This window comes from Metabacillus sp. B2-18 (assembly GCF_021117275.1).
Lineage (GTDB): Bacteria > Bacillota > Bacilli > Bacillales > Bacillaceae > Metabacillus.
Genome location: NZ_CP088245.1, coordinates 2,337,812 through 2,364,344, shown reverse-complemented (window position 1 = coordinate 2,364,344; position 26,533 = coordinate 2,337,812). Strand labels below are relative to the sequence as shown.

The 26,533-nt window shown below is 35.9% G+C and carries 25 protein-coding genes, 2 pseudogenes and 3 other annotated features; of the genes and pseudogenes, 20 read left to right on the top strand and 7 right to left on the bottom strand.

The annotated features are described in order from the left end of the window. The first annotated feature begins 149 nt into the window (after window positions 1–149). The 3 genes from LPC09_RS11915 (at window position 150) to LPC09_RS11905 (ending at window position 3,817) form a co-directional block, all read left to right on the top strand. Window positions 150–677: an HIT family protein gene (locus LPC09_RS11915; RefSeq protein WP_231309569.1), complete on the top strand. Its 528-nt coding sequence runs from the start codon at window positions 150–152 to the stop codon at window positions 675–677. A gap of 1,686 nt (window positions 678–2,363) precedes the next feature. Continuing rightward, the gene (locus LPC09_RS11910) at window positions 2,364–3,134 is read left to right on the top strand and encodes a class I SAM-dependent methyltransferase (RefSeq protein WP_231309568.1); all 771 of its coding nucleotides are present in this window, start codon (window positions 2,364–2,366) and stop codon (window positions 3,132–3,134) included. A gap of 128 nt (window positions 3,135–3,262) precedes the next feature. Further along, window positions 3,263–3,817, top strand: a complete 555-nt coding sequence (locus tag LPC09_RS11905; RefSeq protein WP_231309567.1) for a hypothetical protein — start codon at window positions 3,263–3,265, stop codon at window positions 3,815–3,817. 48 nt (window positions 3,818–3,865) lie between these two features. Here the strand turns inward: LPC09_RS11905 and hprK are convergent, their stop codons facing one another. Then, the gene (gene hprK, locus LPC09_RS11900; protein WP_098797561.1) at window positions 3,866–4,786 is read right to left on the bottom strand and encodes an HPr(Ser) kinase/phosphatase; all 921 of its coding nucleotides are present in this window, start codon (window positions 4,784–4,786) and stop codon (window positions 3,866–3,868) included. Between the two features lie 178 nt (window positions 4,787–4,964). On the opposite strand from hprK, the gene LPC09_RS11895 reads away from it, so the two are divergent. Both LPC09_RS11895 and dfr read left to right on the top strand, forming a co-directional pair. After that, complete coding sequence (locus LPC09_RS11895) at window positions 4,965–5,354, top strand: NUDIX domain-containing protein (RefSeq protein ID WP_231309566.1); 390 nt, start codon at window positions 4,965–4,967, stop codon at window positions 5,352–5,354. A gap of 20 nt (window positions 5,355–5,374) precedes the next feature. After that, a complete protein-coding gene (gene dfr / locus LPC09_RS11890; protein ID WP_231309565.1) occupies window positions 5,375–5,860 on the top strand; it encodes a DfrD/DfrG/DfrK family trimethoprim-resistant dihydrofolate reductase in 486 nt (161 codons plus the stop codon). A 160-nt stretch (window positions 5,861–6,020) separates the two neighbouring features. On the opposite strand, the gene LPC09_RS11885 is transcribed toward dfr, so the two are convergent. Together LPC09_RS11885 and LPC09_RS11880 are read right to left on the bottom strand one after the other, a co-directional pair. Next, on the bottom strand, window positions 6,021–6,791 hold the full coding sequence (locus tag LPC09_RS11885; RefSeq protein WP_231309564.1) for a YibE/F family protein: 771 nt from the start codon (window positions 6,789–6,791) through the stop codon (window positions 6,021–6,023). Continuing rightward, the gene (locus tag LPC09_RS11880) at window positions 6,788–7,891 is read right to left on the bottom strand and encodes a YibE/F family protein (RefSeq protein WP_231309750.1); all 1,104 of its coding nucleotides are present in this window, start codon (window positions 7,889–7,891) and stop codon (window positions 6,788–6,790) included. Before LPC09_RS11880 ends, LPC09_RS11885 begins: the two co-directional genes overlap by 4 nt. A 185-nt stretch (window positions 7,892–8,076) precedes the next feature. Further along, window positions 8,077–8,297, top strand: a binding site (T-box leader). Window positions 8,298–8,333: 36 nt separating this feature from the next. Further along, window positions 8,334–8,553, top strand: a binding site (T-box leader). 34 nt (window positions 8,554–8,587) lie between these two features. Then, window positions 8,588–8,812 (top strand) — a binding site (T-box leader). 48 nt (window positions 8,813–8,860) lie between these two features. On the opposite strand from LPC09_RS11880, the gene thrS reads away from it, so the two are divergent. From thrS to LPC09_RS11855, 5 genes are all read left to right on the top strand, one after another. Next, window positions 8,861–10,777 carry a threonine--tRNA ligase gene (gene thrS / locus LPC09_RS11875; protein WP_231309563.1) on the top strand — a complete coding sequence of 639 codons (1,917 nt, stop codon included), beginning with the start codon at window positions 8,861–8,863 and terminating at the stop codon, window positions 10,775–10,777. Between the two features lie 224 nt (window positions 10,778–11,001). Next, window positions 11,002–11,535: a DinB family protein gene (locus tag LPC09_RS11870; protein WP_231309562.1), complete on the top strand. Its 534-nt coding sequence runs from the start codon at window positions 11,002–11,004 to the stop codon at window positions 11,533–11,535. 113 nt (window positions 11,536–11,648) lie between these two features. Next, window positions 11,649–12,602, top strand: a complete 954-nt coding sequence (locus tag LPC09_RS11865; protein WP_098797565.1) for a ribose-phosphate diphosphokinase — start codon at window positions 11,649–11,651, stop codon at window positions 12,600–12,602. Between the two features lie 264 nt (window positions 12,603–12,866). Continuing rightward, window positions 12,867–13,220 carry a VOC family protein gene (locus tag LPC09_RS11860; protein WP_331275810.1) on the top strand — a complete coding sequence of 118 codons (354 nt, stop codon included), beginning with the start codon at window positions 12,867–12,869 and terminating at the stop codon, window positions 13,218–13,220. Continuing rightward, complete coding sequence (locus LPC09_RS11855; RefSeq protein WP_231309749.1) at window positions 13,221–14,516, top strand: MFS transporter; 1,296 nt, start codon at window positions 13,221–13,223, stop codon at window positions 14,514–14,516. 167 nt (window positions 14,517–14,683) lie between these two features. On the opposite strand, the pseudogene LPC09_RS11850 reads toward LPC09_RS11855, so the two are convergent. Then, a pseudogene (locus LPC09_RS11850) lies at window positions 14,684–15,127 on the bottom strand (malonate transporter subunit MadM); the annotation flags it as partial. Between the two features lie 114 nt (window positions 15,128–15,241). On the opposite strand from LPC09_RS11850, the gene LPC09_RS11845 reads away from it, so the two are divergent. Then, a protein-coding gene (locus LPC09_RS11845; RefSeq protein ID WP_231307539.1) for an IS3 family transposase occupies window positions 15,242–16,572 on the top strand; the annotation gives its coding sequence in 2 pieces (ribosomal slippage) (window positions 15,242–15,614 and window positions 15,614–16,572; 1,332 coding nt in all). Window positions 16,573–16,612: 40 nt separating this feature from the next. Here the strand turns inward: LPC09_RS11845 and LPC09_RS11840 are convergent. Continuing rightward, a pseudogene (locus LPC09_RS11840) lies at window positions 16,613–16,933 on the bottom strand (malonate transporter subunit MadM); the annotation flags it as partial. After that, a complete protein-coding gene (madL, locus tag LPC09_RS11835; protein ID WP_098797569.1) occupies window positions 16,914–17,342 on the bottom strand; it encodes a malonate transporter subunit MadL in 429 nt (142 codons plus the stop codon). The gene madL and the pseudogene LPC09_RS11840, both read right to left, overlap by 20 nt. A gap of 240 nt (window positions 17,343–17,582) precedes the next feature. On the opposite strand from madL, the gene LPC09_RS11830 reads away from it, so the two are divergent. The 8 genes from LPC09_RS11830 (at window position 17,583) to LPC09_RS11795 (ending at window position 24,980) form a co-directional block, all read left to right on the top strand. Further along, the gene (locus LPC09_RS11830; protein ID WP_231309561.1) at window positions 17,583–18,230 is read left to right on the top strand and encodes a GntR family transcriptional regulator; all 648 of its coding nucleotides are present in this window, start codon (window positions 17,583–17,585) and stop codon (window positions 18,228–18,230) included. A 22-nt stretch (window positions 18,231–18,252) separates the two neighbouring features. Beyond that, the gene (gene mdcH, locus LPC09_RS11825) at window positions 18,253–19,182 is read left to right on the top strand and encodes a malonate decarboxylase subunit epsilon (protein WP_231309560.1); all 930 of its coding nucleotides are present in this window, start codon (window positions 18,253–18,255) and stop codon (window positions 19,180–19,182) included. A 17-nt stretch (window positions 19,183–19,199) separates the two neighbouring features. Further along, complete coding sequence (gene mdcA, locus LPC09_RS11820) at window positions 19,200–20,861, top strand: malonate decarboxylase subunit alpha (RefSeq protein ID WP_231309559.1); 1,662 nt, start codon at window positions 19,200–19,202, stop codon at window positions 20,859–20,861. Between the two features lie 16 nt (window positions 20,862–20,877). Beyond that, entirely contained in the window at window positions 20,878–21,732 is an 855-nt protein-coding gene (locus LPC09_RS11815; RefSeq protein WP_231309558.1) for a triphosphoribosyl-dephospho-CoA synthase, read from the top strand. 14 nt (window positions 21,733–21,746) lie between these two features. Next, complete coding sequence (locus LPC09_RS11810) at window positions 21,747–22,058, top strand: malonate decarboxylase subunit delta (RefSeq protein ID WP_231309557.1); 312 nt, start codon at window positions 21,747–21,749, stop codon at window positions 22,056–22,058. Then, entirely contained in the window at window positions 22,036–23,724 is a 1,689-nt protein-coding gene (mdcD, locus tag LPC09_RS11805; protein ID WP_231309556.1) for a biotin-independent malonate decarboxylase subunit beta, read from the top strand. Before LPC09_RS11810 ends, mdcD begins: the two co-directional genes overlap by 23 nt. After that, the gene (locus LPC09_RS11800; RefSeq protein ID WP_231309555.1) at window positions 23,715–24,332 is read left to right on the top strand and encodes a malonate decarboxylase holo-ACP synthase; all 618 of its coding nucleotides are present in this window, start codon (window positions 23,715–23,717) and stop codon (window positions 24,330–24,332) included. Before mdcD ends, LPC09_RS11800 begins: the two co-directional genes overlap by 10 nt. 477 nt (window positions 24,333–24,809) lie before the next feature. Beyond that, a complete protein-coding gene (locus LPC09_RS11795) occupies window positions 24,810–24,980 on the top strand; it encodes a hypothetical protein (protein ID WP_231309554.1) in 171 nt (56 codons plus the stop codon). Between the two features lie 3 nt (window positions 24,981–24,983). Here LPC09_RS11795 and xerS read toward each other — a convergent pair whose 3' ends face one another. After that, window positions 24,984–26,066, bottom strand: coding sequence for a tyrosine recombinase XerS (xerS, locus tag LPC09_RS11790; RefSeq protein WP_098796910.1), 1,083 nt, complete (start codon window positions 26,064–26,066; stop codon window positions 24,984–24,986). A 192-nt stretch (window positions 26,067–26,258) separates the two neighbouring features. Between xerS and LPC09_RS11785 the strand changes: the two genes are divergently transcribed. Beyond that, the gene (locus tag LPC09_RS11785; RefSeq protein WP_098796911.1) at window positions 26,259–26,474 is read left to right on the top strand and encodes a hypothetical protein; all 216 of its coding nucleotides are present in this window, start codon (window positions 26,259–26,261) and stop codon (window positions 26,472–26,474) included. Window positions 26,475–26,533: the final 59 nt, after the last annotated feature.

The following is a 26,533-nucleotide window of genomic DNA, read 5'->3' as shown; positions in this document are numbered from 1 at the left end:
GGGGAAGGAGTTTTAAGGTGTGTGTGTGTAACTGTCTATCACTTTGTAATGATAGATTCTTTGAAAACATGTTTTCTTAATGTAATGGTTATTGTATATTTACTTGTGGCATGTACATAGATAATCATCTAATTAAGAGGAAGATCACAATGAGAAAAATAACTTTGTCTAACGGAAACATTGTAGAAGTTGAATGTTTAAGTTGTGCCTTAACAAGTGGAATGATTGAGCCTGAAGGCGGTGTTGTGATTGAAACTGAGTTCTTTCATGCACATCAAGATGTTGCCTATCCGATAAAAGGGTTAGTTATTTTGGCATCTAAGCGACATATAAAGTGCTTAGATGAACTAACCGAGGATGAAAGAATGGATTATATCACTATTTTATCCAGGATCAGAAAAGCTCAAAGAGAGACTTTAGGTATAGAACATATTTATTATTTTTATAATGAAGATACAACCCACCATTTTCATACATGGATGGTCCCGCGCTATGAGTGGATGTATGAGTTTGGTCGTTCTGTAGAGTCGGTAAGACCTGTGCTTCTTCATGCTAGAAACAATATGAATAGTGAAGAAAATGTGAAAGAGGTAATAACTGCAATAAGTGCTTTAAGGGAAAGCTTGAGTAACTTTAATAACGATGTTCCGAAAAGTACCTCTGCTGATTTTCGATAAACGATCGATTTCTTGCTGCAGCTTCTGAGTTAACTTGAAAAAGCATGAAGAAACCATCATTGAACTGAATTAACGGCTTGCCGTTGGTTACTAAATGAGACATGAATTGGTAACAAGAGAAGATTTGTGTCTGGATACTGCTTTAATCGGGACACACATTCGAACTTTGAGCTAATTTTTGTCTCGATACTCCCTTAATCGGGACACACATTCGAACTTTGAGCTAATTTTTGTCTCGGTACTCCCTTAATCGGGACACATATTCGGACTTTCAGCTAATTTTTGTCCCGATACTCCCTTAATCGAGACACATATTCGGACTTTCAGCTAATTTTTGTCTCGATACTCCCTTAATCGGGACATATATTCGGACTTTCAGCTAATTTTTGTCTCAATACTCCCTTAATCGGGACACATATTCGGACTTTCTGCTAATTTTTGTCCCGATACTCCCTTAATCGAGACACATATTCGGACTTTCAGCTAATTTTTGTCCCGATACTCCCTTAATCGAGACACATATTCGGACTTTCAGCTAATTTTTGTCTCGATACTCCCTTAATCGGGACACACATTCGGACCAAGTGCAGATTTGTGTCTCGATATTCCTTTAATAAATCGGGACACACATTCGAACTTTGAGCTAATTTTTGTCTCGATACTCCCTTAATCGGGACACACTTTCGGACCAAGAGCTAATTTTTGTATCGATACTTCCTTAATCGGGACACACTTTCGGACTTTCAGCTAATTTTTGTCTCGATACTCCCTTAATCGAGACACTATCCGGGACCAAGTGCAGATTTGTGTCTCGATACTCCTTTAATCGGGACACACATTCGAACTTTGAGCTAATTTTTGTCTCGATACTCCCTTAATCGGGACACACTTTCGGACCAAGAGCTAATTTGTGTCTCGATACTTCCTGAATCGCGACACATATTCGGACTTCCAGCTAGTTTGTGTCTCGATACTTCCTGAATCGAGACACAAATTCGAACTTTGAGCTAGTTTGTGTCTCAATACTGCCTTAATCGGGACACACATTCGGACCAAGAGCTAATTTGTGTCTCGATACCCCCTTAATCGAGACACTACCCGGGACCAAGTGCAGATTTGTGTCTCGATACTTCCTGAATCGAGACACTATTCGAAGCCAAGAGCAGATTCTTGTCTCGATACAGACCAAGACCAAACCTAGACATGAAACAATCCTGGCAGCTGATCCATAGGTTATTGGTGCCTGTCCTTTACATAAAGGAATCCTACAGCAAAGTTAGGCACCTTTTATTTAACCATTTTTTTATTGTTTAAATTGATCAGAATTTTCTCGTGCGAAGGCACCGCCTTCTTTAATTGTTTGATCAAGAGCTTGTTTTGCTAAGGTCTCCATGCTAATTTCTTCGTTATATTTTTGTGATTGTGATGAATATCCTCTAGACAATGACCCTTTATTTGGTTTATTTGTAATTTAGATCCCTCCTTTAGGTGTTAGTATGTTCTATTATGAAGAAAAAAACTGAAGAGCATGTAAATTGAAGTAGCAACCATAAATTACTGTTCTTTTTACAACAATAAGTTTCCCTTATTGTATTTCATAAAACAATCAACATTTTCTTATCTCCCATTTTTATTATAATTAAAGTAGATAGATGATCTTACTAACAAACGAACGGGGGAGAAGGAATGGATATTAAAAAAGATGTTCAAAAGCAATTCGGGCGCAGTGCTGATGAGTATGTTAAGAGTAGCGGTCATCGCAAGGGTGAGGATCTAAAAAAATTAGTGGAAATAGCTCGTGTGACAGGACATGAGCATGTTCTTGATGTTGCAACAGGAGGAGGTCATACGGCAAACGCTTTTGCACCTCTTGTTAACAAAGTAACAGCTGTTGACTTAACACCAGAAATGCTAACTGCTGCTGAAAAGTTTATTAAAGGAAATGGCCATGCAAATGTAGCATTTGTTGAAGGAGATGCAGAAAAACTACCTTTTCCAAACGATATGTTCGACATTGTTACTTGTCGTATTGCTCCACACCACTTTCCCAACGTCCAACAATTTGTTAATGAAGTTCACCGGGTATTAAAAGCTAACAGTCAGTTCCTGCTTGATGATAATGTCGCACCTGAAGTGAATGAATATGATCAATTTTATAATAGAATTGAAAAAATAAGAGATTATAGTCATTTTCGCGCGTGGAAGAAAACAGAGTGGATAAACATGCTGGAGCATGCAGGATTTGAAATACAAGAATTATACCGATTTGAAAAAAGGTTTGAATTTAACAGTTGGTGTGATCGAATGAAAATGTCACAGAGCGATAAAGAAGCATTAAACGAATATATTGTTAATAGCAATCAAGAGGTGAAAAATAAATTTCGTATAACCATTCAACAAAATAAAGTTGAATCGTTTCTTGGAGAAGCTGTACTATTAAAAGCAATAAAATCATAGAAAACAAAGGGGAAATCGTCCTGAAAAAAATAGGCTGTATACACGCACATTATTCAAATATAGATTATCTTGAAAAAGCTTTTTTAACTTCCGATATAGATTTTCTTCATTTTGTTGATCCTGGTTTAATGCACTGTCTTCAAGCTGGGAATTACTTATCTAGGGAAGAAGCTCAAGAAAAGGTGAGGGAGCAAATTGAATGGGTTTCAAAATGCAAGGTGGATGCTATTTTAATCTCTTGTACGAACTATATTGCTCTTCTAGAGGAAGCGGTATTAACAACAACAGTTCCAATTATTAAGATTGATGAACCATTTTTTGAATCCATTTGTCAGATAAAAGAACCACAAACGATTGTTTTCTCCAATCCGGCAACTGTTGAAGGAACAATATCACGCCTTTATCAATATGCTTCTGCGCAGCAAAAATCGATTGATCTTGAAGTTATTGTGGTGGAGAACTCATTTAACTTGATTATGAATGGATTAAAAGAAGAATATAATCAAAGAGTAGTTGATTGTATAGAACAATTAAGAGAAAAGAATAGAGTCATATCTGTTGCTCAATTATCCATGGTTGAGGCAGCTCAGCAGGTTGAAAATAGGGCCTCGATAAATATTATTAATCCTCTGAAGACATTAAGAACATTGATTAATAATGAACTAAATAAGAGCTTCAAATAAAATTCAGGCACAAACTAATTTTACTAGTTTGTGCCTGAAAGTCCTTATTTAATTAAATTCCGACTCAAGTCGTTTCATAAACTCTTCTGCTGCACTATAACCTTGTTGCTTTAAAAGCCAATTGTTTGCAGCAGCCTCAATTAATCCCGCTACATCTCTACCTGGTTGAAGCTGGATTTCAATATGTGGAACTTGAACACCCATATAATCAGTAAAAGTAGGTTCATGCTCTAATTCATTATTAAGTGAATTTTTTTCCCATTTCTTCAATTCAATATCAAGTGCAATTCGAGTTTCATCTTGGAATGCTTTTCTGCCGTATAAGCGGACAACATTTAATAGCCCGATACTACGAAGTGATAGAAATTCCTTTGTTTTTTCATCATGAGTCCCAAGGATTGTTCGGGGACTAAGCTTTTTTAATACAACAATATCATCAGCTACAAGTCGATGACCTTTACCTATTAATGTGTGTGCTGTTTCGCTTTTACCAACACCTGATTTACCTCGGATTAAAATCCCCATACCATATACATTCACGCATACGCCGTGTACAGCAATTTCCTCAGCGAGTGCTTTTACCATATAAGAATCAAGCTTCATCATAAATTCAGAAGTTGTTTCTGGCTCGTTTGTGCATAACAAGGGGATGTTTTCTTCAATGCAATATTGAGTCAAATATGTTAAGCCTTCTGGTCGAGCTGTAACAATAAAACATGGTGGATGGTATTTAACAATATTTCCAATTCTCATTTGACGTTCTTCTATACTTAACTTATGCAAATAGTTAATTTCTTTTCTTCCAAGAATTTGAACACGTTCAGTTGGAAAAAAGTCAAAATGACCAACAAACTCCAAGCCTGGGCGGTGTGATCTTGGTTGGGAAATAGGTTGCTGTAAGTTATGGACTCCAGTTAAGACTTTTAATGAAAATTGTTTGACCAAATTTTCAACTGTTAATGTTTTCAATTCTATTTCACTCTCCGTAAACTTATCCTGTATTAATGCTAGTAATGGTTGATATGTTTATCCTACTTTAAATTTCTTGAATTTTCTAGTGAATTTCCTGTTAAATAAAAACAAATACTCATTTTAATTGTAACTGTTAGAATATAAATAATAACTTTCAATCTTTAGAGGTGAGAAAATGAATAGAGGAAGATCATGTGCTGCTATTATAAAGGATCATCATATTTTAATGGTTAAAGAGGTTTATCGGGATAAAACGTTTTGGACATTACCTGGAGGTGGAGTAGAAGAAGGAGAAACTTACGAAGAAGCGGTCATTCGTGAGGTGAGAGAAGAAGTAAATTTGGACGTGGAAGTAGAGACATGTTTATTTGTCGGAACCTATAGTCACGGAGAAGAAAGGTGTTTTTTAGTTCGCACAGTAAATGATCAAAAACCTTCTTTAGGTTTTGATCCTGAAGCTGGTAGTGAGCAAACTCTATCAGAGGTTAAATGGCTCTCATTAGTAGAGATGAAGGATGACTTACAAGTTTCAAGGGTTATTAGGGCATTAAATTTAAAATATTGAATAAGATAGGAGGTCTAGTTTTGAAAGTTTCTTTAATCGTCGCGATGGATCAAAATAGAGTTATAGGATATCAAAATGACATTCCTTGGAGAATTCCACGAGACTGGGAATATGTGAAAAAGGTAACCAAGGGTCATCCAATTATATTAGGCAGAAAAAACTCAGAGTCAATCGGAAGAGCATTACCTGATAGAAGAAATATTATTTTAACTAGAGATAAAGACTTTTCTTTTGAAGGCTGTGAGATTGTTCATTCCCCAGAAGATGTTTTTGAATTATGTAAACAAGAAAACGAAATGTTTATTTTTGGGGGAGAACAAATTTATAAACTGTTTTTACCGTATGTGGATAAAATGTATATGACAAAAATCCATCATAGCTTTGAAGGAGATACATTTTTTCCGGAAGTTAATGAGAAGGAATGGAACGAGGTATCTGTTAAAAAAGGGATAAAGGATGACCTAAACCCGTATACTTATTATTTTCATGTGTATGTGAGAAAATAGAAAATGCCCATCCAAAAGGAGGGGCATTTTTTATAATAGAGATATATAAAATAATCTCGCAAGGTTACACAAATGTCTTATCCTTATTATATTTCAAAAGTCCTTGTCGAACAATGTCGAAAATATGGTAATTATATAGTTGGTTGCCCAATAAATTAGATTACTTCGCCTGATGATGGTCTCTTGATCTAATAAAGAAAAAAGCAGTAATCCATGATGTAATCGGAATGATTAAGGCGATTCCAATACCGGCACAAAGGATTGTAATCATCTCGGCACTAAATACCTTTGAATTAACAATTTCCCCAAAAGAATAATTTAAATCTTTAAACCATATAAGCAGTCCTAAATATCCTCCAAAAAAGGCGAAAAACAATGTGTTTGTGTTTGTGCCTAGAATATCTCTTCCGATACTTAGTCCAAATTTAAATAATGCGTATCTGCTTATGTGTGGGTTATGAAGTAAGATTTCACGCATTGGAGACGAAATGGAAATCGCAACATCTGTAATAGCACCTATAGTACTCATGATGATCATGGATGCACCAATTTTCACAAAGTCTACTCCAATATACATAGAAAAGATACTAAGCTCTTCTATTTCTTCCCCAAAGCCCTGTGTCATTGTATGTTCTGTCACGAAGATAATAAAGAACAGAAGTATAGCCAAAGTGATAATTGTAGAAAGAAAAGCTGTTTTCGTTTTCATATTTACTTCATTGATAAAAAACAAGGTAATGCAACTAATGATTGTACTTGCAATTAATGTTAATAATATGGGATCAGCATTTGGATCTGTCATAAAAAGTGTCGCTAAAAAGAGTACACTAAAGTTTAAAAATAAGGCAATAAAAGAACGTGCTCCTTTTTTTCCACCTATAAGGATCATTAATAAAAATAAAATAGCGGCTAAACATACTAAAACATTCATGATTTTGTCCTTTTTCTAAGATTGATGAACAATATAGAAGTATAGAGACCGATCGGAATCGTTAAGACTATACCAATTCCACCAGCTAGAGCACGAGCCAATTCCAAAGAAAGATTAATAGATAAAGTATAAGTCAATGGAGATGAGTTTTTAAAATATAGTATGAGCATAGTAATCGCGCCACTTACATAAGCGAAAAATAAAATATTTGTCATCGTCCCCATAATATCTTTTCCGATATCCATTCCTGACTTTTTCAGAGCTTTAATTGAAATATTATGATTTTCTTCATACAAACCGTATACAGATGAAGACATGGTAATAGCAACATCCATAACCGCTCCTAATGACCCAATCAATACTCCCGCTATAAACACTGTTTGAGGAGGCCGAGTTAAAAATTGCATTTCCTCATAACGAAGTCCTTCTTCAGCAGTTACCCACATCACAATAATCGCAATCAGAAGGGAAATAAACGTTCCAAGTATTGTTGATATAACAGCTGCATATGTTTTTCCATTAAAGCCGTTAACGAGTAATAAAGAAATGATCGTAAACAGAATGGCACTTATCCCACAAACTACTAGCAAGCTAACTCCTGATGTATTCATATACACATCTAATGCATACGATAACAAAACAGCATTGACCGCCAAGCTAATGATTGAAAAAAGCCCTTGTTTTTTCCCGACAATCAGTAGAGTAAAGATGAAAATCCATGCTATGAATACAACATATTTATCACGCTTTACATCTTTGATCGTTCCAGTTAAAGTCGAACTTTCCTCTGTATCTATCGAAATAAACAATTCATTTCCAGCTTCGAATTTTTGATCATATGCTCCAGATGATGAATACTCATTTGTTAAGGAAATAGTTTCTCCTCGATGTTCTCCGTTTTTTATCACTGCTTCTATATGCTGAGTAAAAAGCTTATCAACATTTTCGTGAGGATCGACCGTCTCAGTTGTTTCGACTAAATGAGTTTTAGTAATTTTAGCAATAGGTTGATCATAAAAAGAGTAGTTATTATGTACAAAAAACATAGAAACAATAAAGAAAAATACTAAAAGAGTATAAAAAATGATTTGCCTAGACATATCTTTCAAAAGTAAACCTCCGTTATGAACTAGTAATATGTAATTGTAAGCAATGGACATAGAATAACAGGATTGTTTTTTTACCGTCAAGAACTATTCTAGTCTCAATCAAAATAGAAAATTATTTCTTGCATTTCTTTCCATTTTATTGTAGTATCAAAATCAATCAAATCCGAATTTTACTTTTGAACGCAATGATAAGGACATGAGTTACTTTAAACGGTTTCCAGAGAGGGAAGATATGCTGAGAGCTTCCTAACGCAGTAAAGTAGTTTACCACCTTTGAGCTGTATTGGGGAAATTAGTATCCAATACCGTATATGCTACGTTACAGCACCATAGCCATGAGTGTTTTGCTTGTGGGAAATTGGGTGGAACCACGGGTTATAACACACTCGTCCCTTGTACAGGGATGGGTGTGTTTTTTGTTTTCCAAAAATAATACAATGCTATGAAAAGGACATGAATGATGTTTACGGTTTTCAGAGAGGGGAGAAATGCTGTGACTCCCTAACTTAGGAAGGTCATTTACCACCTTAGAGCTATATCAGGGAAAGCAAGTATCTGATATCGTTTAGGCTACGTTACAGCTCCAGAGCCATAGGTGTTTTTGCTTATGGGAAATTGGGTGGAACCACGGGTAAAACGCACTCGTCCCTTGTTATGAGGGATGAGTGCGTTTTTATTTTACTAAAGAAAAAAGCTGCGATGAGGACATGAATGATTTTTACGGTTTCCAGAGAGGGAAGGAAATGCTGTGACCTTCCTAACTTAGGAAAATCATTTACCACCTTCTGAGCTATATCAGGGAAAAGTAGTATCTGATATCGTCTAGGCTACGTTACAGCTCCAAAGCCATAAGTGTTTTTGCTTATGGGAAATTGGGTGGAACCACGGGTTACTAACACACTCGTCCCTTCTCTAGGGATGAGTGTGTTTTTTATTATATTAAAGGAGTGTTTACCTAAGATGAATGTTGTGAAAATTGAATTACCAGATGGGAAAATAAAAGAATGTCAGAAAGGTATTCCTGTTAGTATGCTAGCTGAATCGATAAGCTCTAGTTTAAAAAAGAATGCGGTAGCAGGGAAAGTGAATAATCATTTGGTTGATCTCAGCTACAAACTTGAACAAGATGCAAAAGTTTCAATTTTAACTCTTGATAGTGAAGAAGGTTTGCAAATCCTAAGGCATTCAACTGCACATGTGTTGGCTCAAGCGGTGAAAAGAGTATTTGGAAATGTAAAATTAGGAATTGGTTCAGTGATTGAGGATGGTTTTTATTATGATATGAATCTGGAGGAGCTTAGCTTAACATCAAATGATTTAGAAAAAATTGAAAAAGAGATGGAAAACATCATCAAAGAAAACTTAGAGATTAAACGAATTGAAGTTTCTTATGATGAAGCAGAAAAGCTTTTTTTAGAAAAGGGAGAGAATTACAAGGTAGAAATTTTAAAAGATATTCCGAAAAATGAAAAGCTGTCACTATATCAACAAGGTGAATTTATTGATCTTTGCCGTGGTCCACATCTTCCATCAACTGGTTTTATAAAAGCATTTAAATTAACTCGTGTATCAGGTGCCTACTGGAGAGGCGATAACCAGAATGATGTGCTTCAACGAGTTTATGGAGTGGCCTTTAAAAAGAAAAACGACTTAAAGGATTATCTCTTTTATTTAGAAGAAGCAGCAAAACGAGATCATCGAAAGCTAGGAAAACAATTAGAGCTGTTTATGTTCTCAGAGGAAGCACCAGGAATGCCATTTTATTTACGAAATGGCCAGATTATTAGAAATGAACTTGAAAGGTTTTCGCGTGAACTTCAAAATGAAGCATACTATGACGAGGTACGTACTCCTTTTATGATGAATCAACAGTTATGGGAAAAATCAGGTCACTGGGATCATTATCATGAAAACATGTATTTTTCAGAAGTTGATTCAACAAAGTTTGCTTTAAAACCAATGAATTGTCCGGGGCATATGCTTATTTTTAAAAATAGTCTTTATTCATATCGAGATTTACCGATTCGAATGGCTGAATTCGGTCAAGTTCATCGCCACGAATACAGTGGGGCATTAAATGGACTTCTTCGGGTTCGTACATTTTGTCAAGATGATGCACATCTTTTTGTTCGTGACGATCAAATTCAAGATGAAATTAAACAGGTGTTTCAATTAATTGATAAAGTTTATCGTACTTTTGGATTTGAGTATTCTGTTGAGCTCTCCACTAGACCCGAGGATTCTTTAGGAGATGATCAACTATGGGAAATATCTGAGGCTGCATTAAAAAATGTTCTTGAAGATTTGGAGGTCAGCTATCAGTTGAACGAAGGTGATGGTGCTTTTTACGGACCTAAAATTGACTTTCATATTAAAGATGCTTTAAAAAGAAGCCATCAATGTGCAACAATTCAACTAGATTTTCAAATGCCGGATAAGTTTGATTTGTCTTATATTAATCAAAACAACGAAAAAGTGCGTCCTGTTGTGATTCATCGTGCAATATTCGGTTCAATCGATCGGTTTTTAGGGATATTAATTGAACATTTTGCAGGTGCTTTCCCTGTTTGGCTCGCACCAACACAAGTGCAAATTATTCCAGTGTCACATGTTCACTTGGATTATTGCCTACAGATTCAAGCGGAGCTAAAGGATGCTTTGGTCAGAGTAAAAATTGATTCTAGTAACGAAAAACTTGGGTACAAAATTAGAGAAGCTCAGATGAAGAAAACTCCGTATATGCTTGTATTGGGAGATCAAGAAATGGAAAATGGGAAAGTAAATGTTCGAAAGTATGGAGGTCATCAGTCGGAAAGTGTATCTATTCAGGAATTTAAAGAGGAAATTGTAAGAAAAATAAGCGGACGCTGCTTATAAGATGAACAGGCACAGCATTACGTTGTGCCTTTTATTGGGAGTTTTCGCATATATATTTGCCAATTTTTGATGATATTTGAAGATTGACAGATATATTAGGCAGTTTTGTCATTTTATTTGGTGCTTTCAACGGAATATTCGTTTTTCGATAAAATTAACAAAGGAGGAATCCGCTATTTTTCATAGAATATGAACTAAAATTACAGTTGAAAGGATAAGATTACATGATCAATAAACCAGCTGCAGATGAATTTAATTCGTATTTTGCAAAATATGTAGACATAGTGCCTAAAGGTGACATTATCCAATTATTACAACAACAAAATAACGAAACTATTGACTTACTTAAGAATTATTCTGAAACACAAGGGTTATTTAAATATACACCTAACAAATGGAGTATCAAGGAAGTGATTGGGCATCTCTCAGATACCGAACGTATTTTAAGTTTCACCCTTCTTTGTATCGCCAGAGGGGAAGACATGTCTCTTCATAGATATGATAAAGATGCCTACATTAAAAACGCTGACTTTAATAGAAAGTCTATTAAAAAGTTGCTAGAAGATTTTTCTGTTGTTCGTCAAAGCACTTTACAATTTATCAAAACACTTACCTCAGAAGATTTACAAAGAAAAGGTACAGCACTTGGTTCTGAAGTAACGGCAAAAGCACTTGTTTTTATTTTAGCAGGACATGAGCTACATCACCTTAAGATTATAAAGGAAGCGTATCTTGGGGCTGAAGATTTTCCTAATTAATTTCTCTGCTTTTTTTAATAAATAATTATTAATGTAAGGTAAATATAGTGTAAAATAGTAAATTGGAAACTAACTTAAAATTAAGAATGGCTATTGGAGGTTTACTCATTAACATGTCTAATCACTATGAAGATCCTAATTTGAAAATTTTTTCACTAAACTCTGATCCTTCTCTATCAACAAGAATTAGTGAAATCCTTGGAGTTGAATTAGGAAAGTGTTCTGTTACTCGCTTTAGTGACGGAGAAATCCAAATAAATATTGAAGAAAGTATTCGTGGTTGCGATGTTTATATCATTCAATCAATCAGTGACCCAGTAAACGAACATTTAATGGAACTGCTCATCATGGTAGATGCACTTAAGCGTGCTTCAGCCAAAACAATCAATTTGGTCATTCCGTACTATGGATACGCAAGACAAGATCGTAAAGCGAGAGCAAGGGAGCCAATTACTGCAAAGCTTGTTGCAAATCTTCTTGAAACAGCAGGTTCAACCCGTGTTATCGCTCTAGACTTGCATGCACCACAAATTCAAGGATTCTTTGACATTCCTATTGACCATCTTTTAGGAGTTCCTATCCTTTCGCAATACTTCTTAGATAAGAATTTAGAGGATCTTGTGATCGTTTCACCAGATCATGGTGGTGTAACACGTGCTCGTAAATTAGCAGATCGTCTAAAGGCTCCTATTGCCATTATTGATAAAAGACGTCCAAGACCTAATGTTGTAGAAGTGATGAATATTGTCGGGAACATCGAAGGAAAAACAGCGATTCTTATCGATGATATTATAGACACAGCAGGCACAATTACGTTAGCGGCAAACGCATTAACAGAAAATGGTGCAAAAGAAGTGTATGCATGTTGTACACATCCAGTTTTATCAGGACCGGCAATCGAACGTATTCAAAATTCAAACATTAAAGAACTCGTTATAACAGATTCGATTACACTTCCAGAATCCAAAAGAATTGATAAAATCGTTGAACTTTCTGTTGCTCCTTTAATAGGTGAAGCGATTAAACGAATTCACGAAAAACAATCAGTAGACGAGCTAGTACAGTAGATAATCGTGCATAGACACTCACATAGTTATTTTATTAGCAGGGCTTCTCATGAGGCCCTGTTTTTTTGGTGCCTGTCACTACCCGAATTTTCTTGTTTCACAATAAAGTTACACAATAAAAAAGGTGAAAAAGTAAATAAAGAGAATATAATTCTATTGGGTGTGAGTGTGTACCTAGATCTATTTAAATATGATAAGTAGTTACGTATGGAAGTTACTGAAGAAATAATTCCAATTACTAATAGGGGAGTGATTTGTTTGAGTATGATCTTAAATAAAGTTGGAGCCATTTTTATACCAGTTAGTGATATTAGAAAAGCTCGAGAGTGGTATTGCTCACTATTAAACTTAGAGCCTACATATGAGATTTTGTTTGATCATCTTTGTTGCATTCCAATGGACAATAATGGATTAAATATTGTACTAGATAGTAAGATCTATATGAAGGATTCTTACGCAAAAACACCGATGTTTCATTTTAATACTGATGATATTCACCAAGCTTATCAGTTTTTGCAAGAGAAAGGAGTAGAAATTGTGACAAACATTGAGCATGGACATTCGTTTAATATTCAAGATCCTGATGGGAATATGCTGATGATTTGTAAGGTTTCTTAAATACAGGGGAGGTGCGTTAAAACGAGAAGAATTCATTACAGCTGGATCATATTAATTATCACGTTCTTTTCAATTATTGTGGCAGGTATTATAAGATCTTCTTCAGGGGTGTTTATTGATCCTTTTGAACAAGAATTTGGCTGGGATCGCTCACTTATTTCATTAGCCTTTGCCATAGGGCTTTTTTTATATGGAATTTCTGGCCCATTTATGGCTGCTCTAGTCGAAGTGATAGGCTTAAAAAAGATGATGATCTACTCAATGATCACAATGATTATTGGCCTTTTACTAACATTCGTTATGCAAGAATCTTGGCAATTGATATTGATTTGGGGAGTTATTATTGGGGTTGGTTCTGCTGTCTTTCTTACTGTTTTAAGCCCATATGTAGCAAATCATTGGTTTGTTGAAAAAAGGGGACTTGCTGTTGGAATTCTAACGGCAAGCACGGCTACAGGACAGTTATTATTACTTCCCGTATTAGCTTTCATTATTGAAAAATACTCCTGGCGTTTTGCTATCGGCGCTATTTTAGCAATAGGTTTGTTAATGTTTATGATGATTATTTTGTTTATGAAAAGCAGCCCAAAGGATTTAGGAATTCTCCCTTATGGACAAACGAAAGAAGTGTTAGATCCTGAGCAAGGTAAAAAGAAAAACCCCATATCCCTTGCGTTATCTGTATTATTAGATGCTATTAGAGTAAAAGAATTTTGGCTGTTAGCCGGAAGTTTTTTTATTTGTGGGCTTTCTACAAACGGATTAATAGGTACTCATTTTGTTTCATATTGTATAGGATTTGGCATTCCGTTAGTGACTGCAGCTTCTTTACTTTCTTTTATGGGGATTTTTGATCTCATAGGAACCACTCTTTCTGGTTGGCTTTCAGATCGTTTTGATAACCGCTGGCTTTTATTTTGGTACTACAGTTTAAGAGGAGCATCACTTTTATTCCTACCGTTTGCGGTAATGGAAGGTTCTTTTACCTTGTTAGTGATCTTCTCAGTGTTCTATGGATTAGATTGGATTGCAACCGTTCCACCAACAATCAGTATTTCAAGACAAGTATTTGGTGTTGAGAAAAGTGTAATTGTGTATGGCTGGATTTTTGCCTCACACCAAGTAGGAGCTGCAGTAGCGGCATATGGGGGAGGACTGCTTTTTAAGATGTTTAATTCTTATACATGGGCATTTATTTTAGCTGGTATTTTTTGTGGATTTGGTAGTTTATTTGTGTTAGCAATTAAAAAAACAAAACCAGAACCCCATCAACTAGGAAAATCAATACAAGGTTAATCATTGGCTTCTATGTTGAAAATGTTCCGTTCACACAAAAAAGATGTCATATATAAAACGACTATCGTTTAATATGACATCTAACTAGTTATTAATAGGATACATCAAAAAAGGTTCATACTATCTCCTTACATTTAACACATCTAATAGTATTTATCTATATTTTCTTATCCAAAAATGGCATTCGTTATGATAAAGAGTATGGAAGGTGCCATTAAGCATCCTAAGCCGGTATAAAAGGTTGCCGTTACAGCCCCGTAAGGAACCAATTTTGGATCTGTTGCTGCTAGTCCACCAGCAACACCACTAGTAGTACCCATCAATCCACCATATACCATTGCTGAACGCGGATTATTTAAACCAATATATTTGGCCACGAAAGGAGTTCCAATCATTGTTAAAATTGATTTAACAAGACCTGCGGCAATACTAATTGTAATGACTTCCGAGCTAGCACCAATCGCAGCACCTGTTACTGGCCCTACTATATAAGTTGCTGTGCCCGCACCTATGGTTGTCAGGCTAATAGCATCTGTGTATCCAAAGGCAAGCGCGATACATACACCTACGATAAAAGAAAGAATAACACCGATGAAGAGGGAGGCAACTCCATTTTAAAATGTACCCTATAGAGTAGACACTTAAAAAAAGTGCTCTCTCTATAGGGTGCTTTTTTGTATAATGTAAGCATCACAACTACAGACATAACTTGGAGACGGAGAATCATGAGTAAAAAGCTATTTACAGAAAAAGAAATCAAACTATTATCTAAAAACCCATATGTGAAATCGGTCAGTTCAAAGGGAATTACTTACTCGGATGAGTTTAAACAACATTTTGTATCTGAATTCAGTAAGGGGAAGCTTTCAAGACAAATCTTTGAAGAAGCTGGATTTGATGTTGAAATTATTGGCATGCAAAGAATTAAATCTTCTTCAGAGCGTTGGAGAAACACTTATAAAACTGAAGGCTTGTTGGGGCTTAAAGACACTAGGAAAAATAATTCTGGAAGACCGCGAGTAAAAGAACTGTCCCTTGAGGAGAAGTATGCAAGATTAGAAGCTAAGATGAATCTTGTAAAGGCAGAAAATGAACTCCTAAAAAAGATTCGTATGTTAGAAAGGGGGCTGAAGAAGTAAGGCTTCCTTCTAGTCAGAGGTACATTCTTATTCGTGAGGTTATTGAAAAATACAACCTAAAACACATGGTGAAATTCCTTTGTGACGTTGCCGGGGTGTCACGAAGTGGTTACTATAATTATTTCTCAGCTAAGTCCGAAGAACAAAGGAAACGTCAGGAAGTGAGGGATGAAGAAGCTAAAGCATTAATTTTAAAAGCCTTCCACTTTAAAGGTCGAAAGAAAGGGGCACGCCAAATTAAGATGACATTGGCGGGTCAATTTCAGTGTGTCTTTAATTTGAAACGTGTTCGCAGAATTATGAAGAAATACAATATTTTCTGTCCTATTAGAAAAGCTAACCCATATAAAAGAATGATGAAGGCAACCCAAGAACATCGCGTTGTGCCAAACATATTAAACCGCCAATTTAAGCAAGGGATTCCATATAACGTACTTCTTACTGACATCACTTATATGCATTACCATAATGGCCAAAGAGCTTATTTATCAGTAATTAAAGATGGATCAACAGGTGAAATTCTAGCTTATCATCTATCGGATCGTATCACCATGGAGTTAGCTACAAACACCTTGCACAAGTTAAAGAAGAACCGAAACTATAAGAAAGCTAAAGACGCTCTCATTCATTCAGATCAAGGAACTCACTACACCCATCCAGGATTCCAAAAGCTTGTGAAGAAAATGGGATTACGGCAATCTATGTCTAGACGGGGAAACTGTTGGGATAACGCACCAATAGAATCATTCTTTGGCCACCTTAAAGACGAAGCAAATATTAAGCCATGTAAAACTTTGGACGAACTAAAACGCGAAATAGACAAATACATCACTTACTATAACCATCATAGATATCAATGGAACCTAAAAAAGATGACCCCTGTAAAATACAGAGATCATCTTCTTCAGGCTGCTTAATGCCTTTTTTTAAAACTGTCCTTTACAAAGGGTACATTTTATTTACTCCGGCTTTTTTTATTTCATCAAAGCTTGCACCAAAAGCAGTGGCAACAATCGCAAAATCGCGTAGCATGCCACCTCCCATCATTCCTATTCCTGCAAAGATACTAATATCAGATAGACCTTTCTCTCCACCAGTTGTTATACCGCCTACATATGCTAGTAGTAAACCAAGAATAATAGCAATTGCTGATCCGTGAATCCTACCTTTTGTTAATTTGTTTGAAATAGCATATGCGATATACATAGTGACACCTACAATAGCAAAAGAAACGATGAGTGGGTTATCTGTAAAAACATTACTTAATGTTTCGAACATTTGAATTTCCGCCTCCATTCATATGGCTATTTTCAACAGCACTATTACCTGATGCTTGAAACTTACCTTTACTTAAAATCGGTACAAAAATCCAGCTAATAATGACCACAGCAATACCGGCTACAATAGCAAGAGGACCACCATCAAGTGCACCCGCAACATTTTGGTTTGCTGACATGGCAATAACGATAGGAATATACATCGCGCTCCAAAAACCTAGACCATCCTGAGCAGCCTGACTCAATTTCTCACGTTTTTTTAGGTAGTCAACAATAAGGACAAGCATTAACATTGCGATTCCTACGCCACCTACATTTGCTTCAATTCCTAAAGAAAGACCAAAAATTTCTCCTAAGAAAATACCACACAACATACATATTGCCAGTAACGCTACACCAAAAATAACCATGTATACACCTCACTGTTTTTTTTACAGCCGTATGTAGAAGGATGAGAACAAGTAAGTAAGCGTTTACAAAAGTAGGAGTATAAAGTCGACTGTATTCTGTAAATTATCATAAAGGGTAATGATAGAAAATGCAAATACTATTTTAAATTTTCTAAAAACATTGAATTCGTCATTTGGATTTCGTATAATGAAATCGACAGTCGACAATATTCCGAACTTCAATTTAGGAGGGTCGTCAATATGAAAACGAACTTTGAAAATCATGCATTATCTAATTCTATTGCTAAACATATTACAGATCAAATTATTAGCGGTGACCTAAAGCCAGGAGAAAAATTAGTTGAACATATCTATGCTGAAGAATATGGCACAAGCAGGGCTCCAGTACGTGAGGCAATTTATTTACTAGCAATTGAAGGTCTTGTTGAAAGAATTCCACGAAAAGGGGCTGTAGTAAAAGAGTATAGTGAGCATGAAATATATGATCTTCTAGAAATTCGCAACATGCTTGAAAACATGGGGATGGAACGTATTAAAAAACATGGAATAGACACTGAATTGTTAGAGGAAATGCAAAATATCCTAAAACAAATGAAGGAAGTTAAGGATGTTTATTCTTACACGCAATTAAATCATTCATTTCATATGTGTTTAATTAATATGAGTAAAAGTGAAACAGTTAAAAATATGTATTTACGTCTTGGCTGGCCATTATTACGGATTCAAAGTGTATCTTTTGCAAATGAAGGTAATATTGAAAAATCTATTAATGAGCATCAGCTTATCATTAACCTTTTGAATGAACAAAAGTTAGATGAATTATCAGATTTGATAGTAAAACATAATGAAGATGTGATAGTAAGTGTTCAAAAAGTGCTTCGTTCTTAGTATGTCTAAGGAGGTGAACATGTTGAAGGTTGCCTTTTTATTTCCTGGCCAAGGATCACAAAGACCTAATTTTTTGAACGATTTACCAAAGTGTGATGCAGTGAATGATGTCATAGAAACTGCATCTGAAATACTAAATGAAAGCGTATACAACCTCCATTCAGAAACGGCACTTGTTTCTACAAAAGCGGTACAGCTGTGTTTATTAGTTTCTGGTGTAGCGGTATCTCGAGCATTTGCTACGGAAGGAGTCATACCGGATTTTGTTGCAGGCCATTCGGTCGGCGCATTTAGCGCAGCCGTTGCCGCAGGTGTTATTGATTTCAAAGATGCCCTAAATATCGTTAGTTTACGAGGAGAGTTAATGGAAAAAACACATCCAGATGGTTATGGAATGGGAGTCGTGCTTGGCATGGATGTTCGTCAGCTTAGAGCTATAGTTCATGATGAATACAATGAGAAGTTTCCTGTATACATAGCGAATCAAAATGCTCCAGATCAAATAACAATATCAGGCTCTATTTTTGGTATAAAGAAAGTTTTAGAAGAGGCAAGTAAAAAGGGGATAAGATGTGCCAGGATGTTAAACGTTCGTACACCCTCTCATTGTCAGTTACTAACTCCAGTTTCTAAAGCACTTTTGCAAGCTTTAAAAGAAATTCCATTTTATCCACCTAAAATACCATATGCAGGTAATCGAAGAGCAAGGCTTTTATATGATCCAAATGATATTCGTCAAGATCTTGCCGAAAGTGTTTCTTCTCCGGTCCAATGGCATGATGCTGCAACTGTTTTATATGAAAAAGGAACTAATCTATTTATCGAAATGCCGCCAGGGAATGTTTTATCTCAATTAGCTATTAAGGCATTTCCTGATGCTCGAGTTTTATCTATAGAGAAAAATGGTTTTGATGATTGCCAATATGTTGCATTACGTGAGCAAATGAAGTGAGGAAGGGGAGAATACGAATGGAAACATTAAAAAATTCTGTAAGTCAAAAAAGATCATGGTCAACGCGTTTTGATGCAAAACAGAAACGATTGGAGAGTGTCAAGAGTTTAGTGGATGGAAGGGTGATTCCTACAGAACACATCGTAACCGCTATGGAGAGTTTAATCCAACCTGGTGACCGTGTTGTTTTAGAAGGTAATAACCAAAAACAAGCATCTTTTCTATCACAAGCACTTGCCCAATTAAATCCTGGAAAAGTATTTAATTTACACATGATCATGTCAAGTATTTCAAGACCTGAGCATCTTGATTTATTTGAAAAAGGGATAGCAAAAAAAATAGATTTTGCTTATGCGGGTCCTCAAAGCTTGCGAATGGCTCAAATGCTTGAAGATGGCCAATTAACAATGGGAGAAATTCACACCTATATCGAATTATATGGCAGGCTCTTTATCGATTTAATTCCTTCAGTCGCCCTAGTTGCTGCTGATAAAGCAGATCAGCATGGCAATCTGTATACAGGTCCTAATACCGAAGAAACACCAACACTTGTAGAAGCCGCTGCATTTCGAGATGGAATAGTTATTGCACAGGTTAATGAATTAACAGATGAATTGCCTCGTGTTGATATTCCCGGATCTTGGATAGATTTTGTTGTCGTTGCAGATAAGCCATATGAACTTGAGCCCTTATTCACACGAGATCCTCGTCACATCACCGATATTCAAGTATTACAGGCTATGATGGTCATTCGTGGTATCTATGAAAAACATCAGGTACAGTCGTTAAATCATGGTATTGGGTACAACACAGCTGCAATAGAACTCCTCCTACCCACATATGCGGAATCACTTGGTTTGAAAGGTAAAATTTGCAAGCATTGGGCGTTAAATCCACATCCTACATTAATTCCGGCAATTGAGAGTGGATGGGTAGAAAGTGTTCATTGTTTTGGTGGAGAAGTAGGGATGGAAAAATATATCTCTTCTAGACGCGATGTGTTTTTCACAGGACGAGATGGCAGTTTACGATCAAATCGCACTCTATGCCAGATGGCGGGACAATACGCAGTTGATCTATTTATTGGTTCTACTTTACAAATAGATCGTGATGGAAACTCCTCAACTGTAACAAGTGGAAGACTTGCTGGATATGGTGGAGCACCTAATATGGGTCATAATCCAGGTGGACGTAGACATTCAACACCAGCCTGGTTAAATATGATGACATCAGATGACCCGCTCGGTTATGGAAAAAAACTTGTTGTTCAGGTAGTAGAAACATTTCAAGCAGGAAACAAACCTGTTTTTGTAGAGTCTCTTGATGCAATTGATGTAAAAAAAGATTCTGGTCTAGCTATAGCACCTGTGATGATTTATGGAGACGATGTTACACATGTAGTGACAGAGGAAGGAATTGCCTATTTGTATAAAACAGATAGTGTACAAGAAAGAAGAGAGGTACTTTCAGCTGTGGCCGGGGTAACACCTGTTGGTTTAAAGCAGAATTCTAAGAAACTAGAAGAATTCCGTAATAGAGGATTACTAGCTCTTCCAGAAGATTTACAAATTCGTAGAACAGATGCTAAACGATCATTACTAGCAGCTAAAAATGTCGAGGAACTTGTTGATTGGTCTGAAGGCTTATATGAACCTCCTGCGAAATTTAGAAGCTGGTAAAGAATGGAGGGTGAAAATGGAGATTGAAAGTAAGGTATTTAGTGCTTCTATTGCATCGGTAGCAGTTCAATCACTAATTGAAGAGTTGGAACTTACACCTAAACCAGGTCTTGTTGATCAAAATAACACTGGATCACACAGCGATTTAACATGTTCCCTGATGAGGGCATCTGCTGAATCACTTAAAGATACGTTTAAAAAAATTGCCTATACAAGTTATGGTCGCTTGCCTTCCCAGTCTTTAAGAGAAGAAATTGCAGAGATTGGCAGAGCTGGCGAGAAACAAATGTTTGAAGTTACAAATGGAATAAATACACATAAAGGAGCCATTTGGGCGATCGGATTACTAACATCGGCTGTTTCTATGGGAAAAGGGACATTTTCAATTGAGAAATGTCTTTCAACTGCTGGCAAGTTAGCTAGTTACCCTGATCGATATTGTCCTAAAACGGTTACGAATGGACGCCATGCTATGGTTAAATATGGGGTGAATGGTGCAAAAGGGGAGGCACAGGAAGGGTTTCCTCACATCAGAAAGTTTTCACTCCCAATGTTATACCAATCTAGAAAAAACGGTTTAACCGATGAACAGGCTAAACTAAATTCTTTACTTTCTTTAATTGCTACTGTGGAAGACACATGTATTCTGCACCGAGGAGGAATTCAAGGACTAGAATTTGCTAAAGAACAGGCTTGCTCTTTCTTAAAATCAGGCAACTTTGATTCTTTAAACAAAATGGACCAGGAATTTATTAAACGAAATATTTCTCCAGGTGGTAGTGCAGACCTTCTTGCAGCTACACTGTTTTTAGATAAAACAGAACAGATGAATAAAGGTAGAGAATTGAAAGAATACCATTGTATAAGATAAGTGGGGTGCTAATATTGGAAAAAATCTCATACACCTTTCCTGCATCAAAGCAAATTGAACATTTTGCACATGTTGGTGTAGTAGGATCAGGTGATCTAGAGGTCATAATAAAACCAACTAACCATTCAAAAACAAACATCACGATTCGTACAGGTATTAGAGGCTATAAAACTATATGGGAATCTGTTATTCATCGTTTTTTTCAAGAGCATGATATCTCCGCAGAAGTAAAAATTAATGATTTTGGTGCTACACCCGGGGTAGTAAAACTTCGTCTTGAGCAGGCATTGGAGGTGAGTTGTCATGATAAATACAATAAAAACTAGTTTTGTAGAGAGCAATGCTCGTGAAAGAGCTCTAGGCATTTTAGATCAGGAGAATCATAGAGAATTACTTGGACCAAGTGATGAGTTTGAGTCACCACATCTGGAGCCACAGGGTATCGTGCCACAAAGCGATGATGGAGTTGTCGTTGCAAAAGGGACGATTCATAATCATCAAGCAATCGTGATATCAATTGAAGGAAAATTCCAGGGTGGTGGAATTGGTGAAGTGTCGGGCGCAAAAGTAGCTGGGGCTTTAGAATTGGCATTAAAAGATTGTGAAAAGGGTAAAAAAGTTATTCCGGTTTTAGTGTTTGACACAGGTGGAGTTAGGTTGCAAGAAGCAAATTACGGTTTATTATCCATCGCTGAAATATGTGCTGCAATTGTAGCACTCCGGCACTATGTCCCGGTTATTGGGGTTATCCCTGGAAAGATTGGAGCCTTTGGTGGTATGTCAATAACGGCAGGGCTTTGTAGTAGTATTTTAATGACTCGTGAAGGAAGACTCGGATTAAACGGTCCTGAAGTAATTGAGCAAGAAGCGGGTATAAGAGAATTCGATTCAAAAGATCGACAGCTAATTTGGGGAACGATTGGTGGGGAACAACGGATGAATTCCGGGTTTGCAGACTTTTTAGTCAAAGATGATCAATGCCTAATAAAAGAAACGATCACGTCAATTATCAATGATAAAATACATGCTCAAGCTCCGAGGACAGAAAGAATAAGTCAGTACCAAACTCTCTTAAATTTGGTTGACCCCACTCAGCCATTAACTCCTGAGAAGGTAAGATCTTTATGGTTACAATCTGAAGACTGTGTTGAAGAGGGAGATAAAGACGTAATTAATAGTAGTAAAGATACCGGGAGAGGAAGTACATGGTTTGATTTATTGCGTGGTGAATTCCCGGAAGTAGGTGATATCCCATCGGTTCGAGTCTCTGATGGAATGATTGGTGAGAAAAAAGTACGATTTATAGCGGTTGTCCCTGACCAACATAGTCGTTTTCCACGTGCAAGAAATGGAGAAGTAGGCCTTTTAGAAGGTTGGTCTATTGCAAAACAAATACATGATGTAATAAACGAGGATCAAGGTAAAGAAAAACGTGCCATTGTTGCAATTGTTGATGTACCAAGTCAGGCATATGGATATCGAGAAGAGCTTCTTGGTATTCATCAAGCTTGTGCAGCAGCAGTTGATGCTTATGCCTCTGCTAGATTATCAGGTCATCCAATCATTTCATTTATACCAGGAAAAGCGATATCAGGAGCTTTCTTATCACATGGTATGCAAGCAAATAGACTGATTGCTTTACGTGATGAAGGCGTTAATATTCACGTCATGTCAAAACAATCGGCAGCTCGAGTTACACAGCGTAGCCTTGAAGAATTAGAAGAAGCAACGAAGAAGGTACCAGCAATGGCTTACGATATTCAGTCATTTGAAAAGCTAGGAGCTTTATTTTCTCTAGTAGACGGTGTAGAAGCAGACTCACCGGGTTTAGAAGACCGTACAATAATCTGTAAAGAAATTGAGAAAGCCCTAGAAGACATTTTGGTTGAAGACTCAAATGACTTAAGTATAAGATTGAAAACTTCATTTGCTCTTACTGGAAGGGCAGCATCTATTAAGGTTAGACAAAAGTTGGAGCAGCAATGGAATTAATTCCACATGATTTATTAGAAATTAGAGCTATCACAGATTTAGTTAGTTTTACAGAAATACCTGAATGGGTTGAAAATGCGATAGCATCTGCGCCATTTGTAGTCGTAAGGCGAGCACAAGCTGGTGAGGGTCTTGTAGCGGTTGGTGTTCGAGGTCAGCAAAGAAATGAACGATTTGCTTCATTTTTACCCGTTGAGCGTATAATAAGAAGAATTTCTCCAGAACAGTTAAGCAGGGAAAGGGAATGGGTAGGAAAGAGCAAGGACATTTTCAAGCATTTAGAGTTAATCAACCGTATTATGAATAAATATTCCCTTGTGTGGGGACCAACCGGGAGTGTAGGGTTTGAGCTAGCGTCTAAAAAAGATGCAACAACAGAATCCAGTGACATTGATATTGTCATACGTCTCAAAAAGGAATTAACGAAAGAGCTAGCTAACAGCATACTGACTGAATTAAACAATGAGGTAAAAATACGAGTAGATGTTCAAGTTGATATGAAAGAGGGAGGCTTTTCATTAACGGAATATGCGACAAATGGAGAAAAGCCCATTTTAATTCGAACAATAAACGGTCCTAAATTAATGAAAATCGAATGTTTGGATTAAAATTACGATGTTTTTGCCGCTAAATCCATATAGAATTCGTTAAACGGATAGTATTATGTTGTTAATTATTAAAAAATTTACACTAGATCTATAGATTTATAGCTTAGATTTTGTAATAATAAAAAATGAAAATTTTTTCTGTCTCATTTTCCTGAGTAATCTTGGTTTATGAGACAGAATTTATTATCTTATTTAACTTCCCATAATACATATTATGTAAACTAGAATAAAAAAATATATATATAATTGCTAATACCTTCTCTTATCTCTCTTTGATTTAACCAACACCTTGTGCTACCATTATCACTTATCAGATAATCTTCATTCACTGGCTATTTTTGTATTTAAAATGCATTCATTTCGACCTGTTTTCTAAGAAAAAATGATGAAATATTAATTTCTATATTGAAAAATTGAAATATCCATTCCTTTTTATGAGATAATACTACTATCGCATCCAAAGAAAGTTGGTATACAATGAAAAATAATAACAAATTTAAGATCAATGAAAAAGTATTTCTGAAAGCTAAAAAGGAAGTTGTTACAATTACTAACTGTAGTTATGTTGCTAACATGAAAAGATACTCTTATACATTAAAAGAGTATCCGAATACGTTTTATTTTGAAGAAGAAATGGAATCTCTTTAACGTTTACTGTTCTTTCGGCATATCCATACGATCTACAGCACTTTTTAAATCATCATTTCTTATATGTGTGTAGATCATGGTCGTTTGAATAGAGGAATGGCCTAATTGTCTTCTAAGTTTAGGTACGTCATTAATCTCAGAATGATACCTCGTAGCAAATGAATGTCTTAACTTATGAACCGATAGGGATGGCTTTCCAAACGCTGCAGCATATTTTTCAATAAGTTTTTCTATTGAACGTGCTGTCAGGCGTCTGGATTTGCCTTTTGGTCCCATTGCTGCTGCTACAAACAAAGCCTTGTTGCTTTTCTCCACAAGGTACCGAGTTTCTCTTATTTTTAGATACTCCTGAAGATCATCCATCGCAATTTTACTAAAGTATACATATTGTTCTTTATTTCCTTTACGTATTACACGTGCAGAAAACTTAGTAAAATCAATGTCTTCTAAATCAAGGTTTACTACCTCAGAAAGACGTAGGCCAGATCCTAAAATAAGGGAGACAATTGCGGTATCACGCTCTTGATTTAATCGATAAAAGTTAAAAAGCTTCTTATTTTCTTTACAAACCTCACCATAGTCATGAGCGATAAAACGACGAAACTTTTCATACTCATCACCAATGAGGATTTTTCCCTCCATTTTGTTCGCAATCGTCTCCATACTATCCTTAAGCTCATTAAATTCAATTTTTGCCATCACATTACGCTGAATATAAGGTTTTAAATCACGCGTTTCAGCAATGTTTTGTAAATAATTAAAAAGGGACTTTAATGCTGATAACTTTCGATTTACAGTAATTTCTTTGTTATGTAGTTCGTATTGCAAAGCATATAAAAAACCTTCAACTTGCTGTACAGTTAATGTTTCAAGTAAATCCAAAGGAATATCCTTGAGATTTCCGTTATAAAGTTGCTCTGAGATGATCCAATTGAAGAAAATTTTATAATCATGACAGTAATTCAGTAATGATGCTGCTGAAAGCTTTCTGCGTTTATGATCGATATATTCTTCAACATACCACGGTAATTCTTTTAGTAATAGTTGCAGCTTACGATAATGTTGCTGCTGTGATTCTGTAGCCATAAAATTCACCTCAAGACCCAAAGTTCTATAATAGTAGTTTAAATTATATACATTATTACGTCAAATTTATATTTTACGTAATAATATAATTTGTATAAAGATGGTCTAATTATCAAGTTTTCTAAATATGTATCTATACTACACATGAGTTCCTTCCTTCTTCTATCTATATTTCGAAAGGAGAAATGATTTATGCCTGTTGTGCAATTTGTAGAAAATAATACCGTTGTCTTAACTCAGCTCTTAGAACAACCTCCATCTGAAAATGAAAACATTAAAATTAAGGGCCGTAAAGCTAAAGTTTCAAATGTGAAATTTACTGACGATAACGTTGTATATGTTTATGTCATTTTTGATAAAGTGATAAAAAATAACCCAGCAAATGATCCTAAGAAGAAAAAACGATAAAACACGGTGATGATTCCTATATGCTCCATTAAAAAAGCGGAAACAACCCTCGTTGTTCT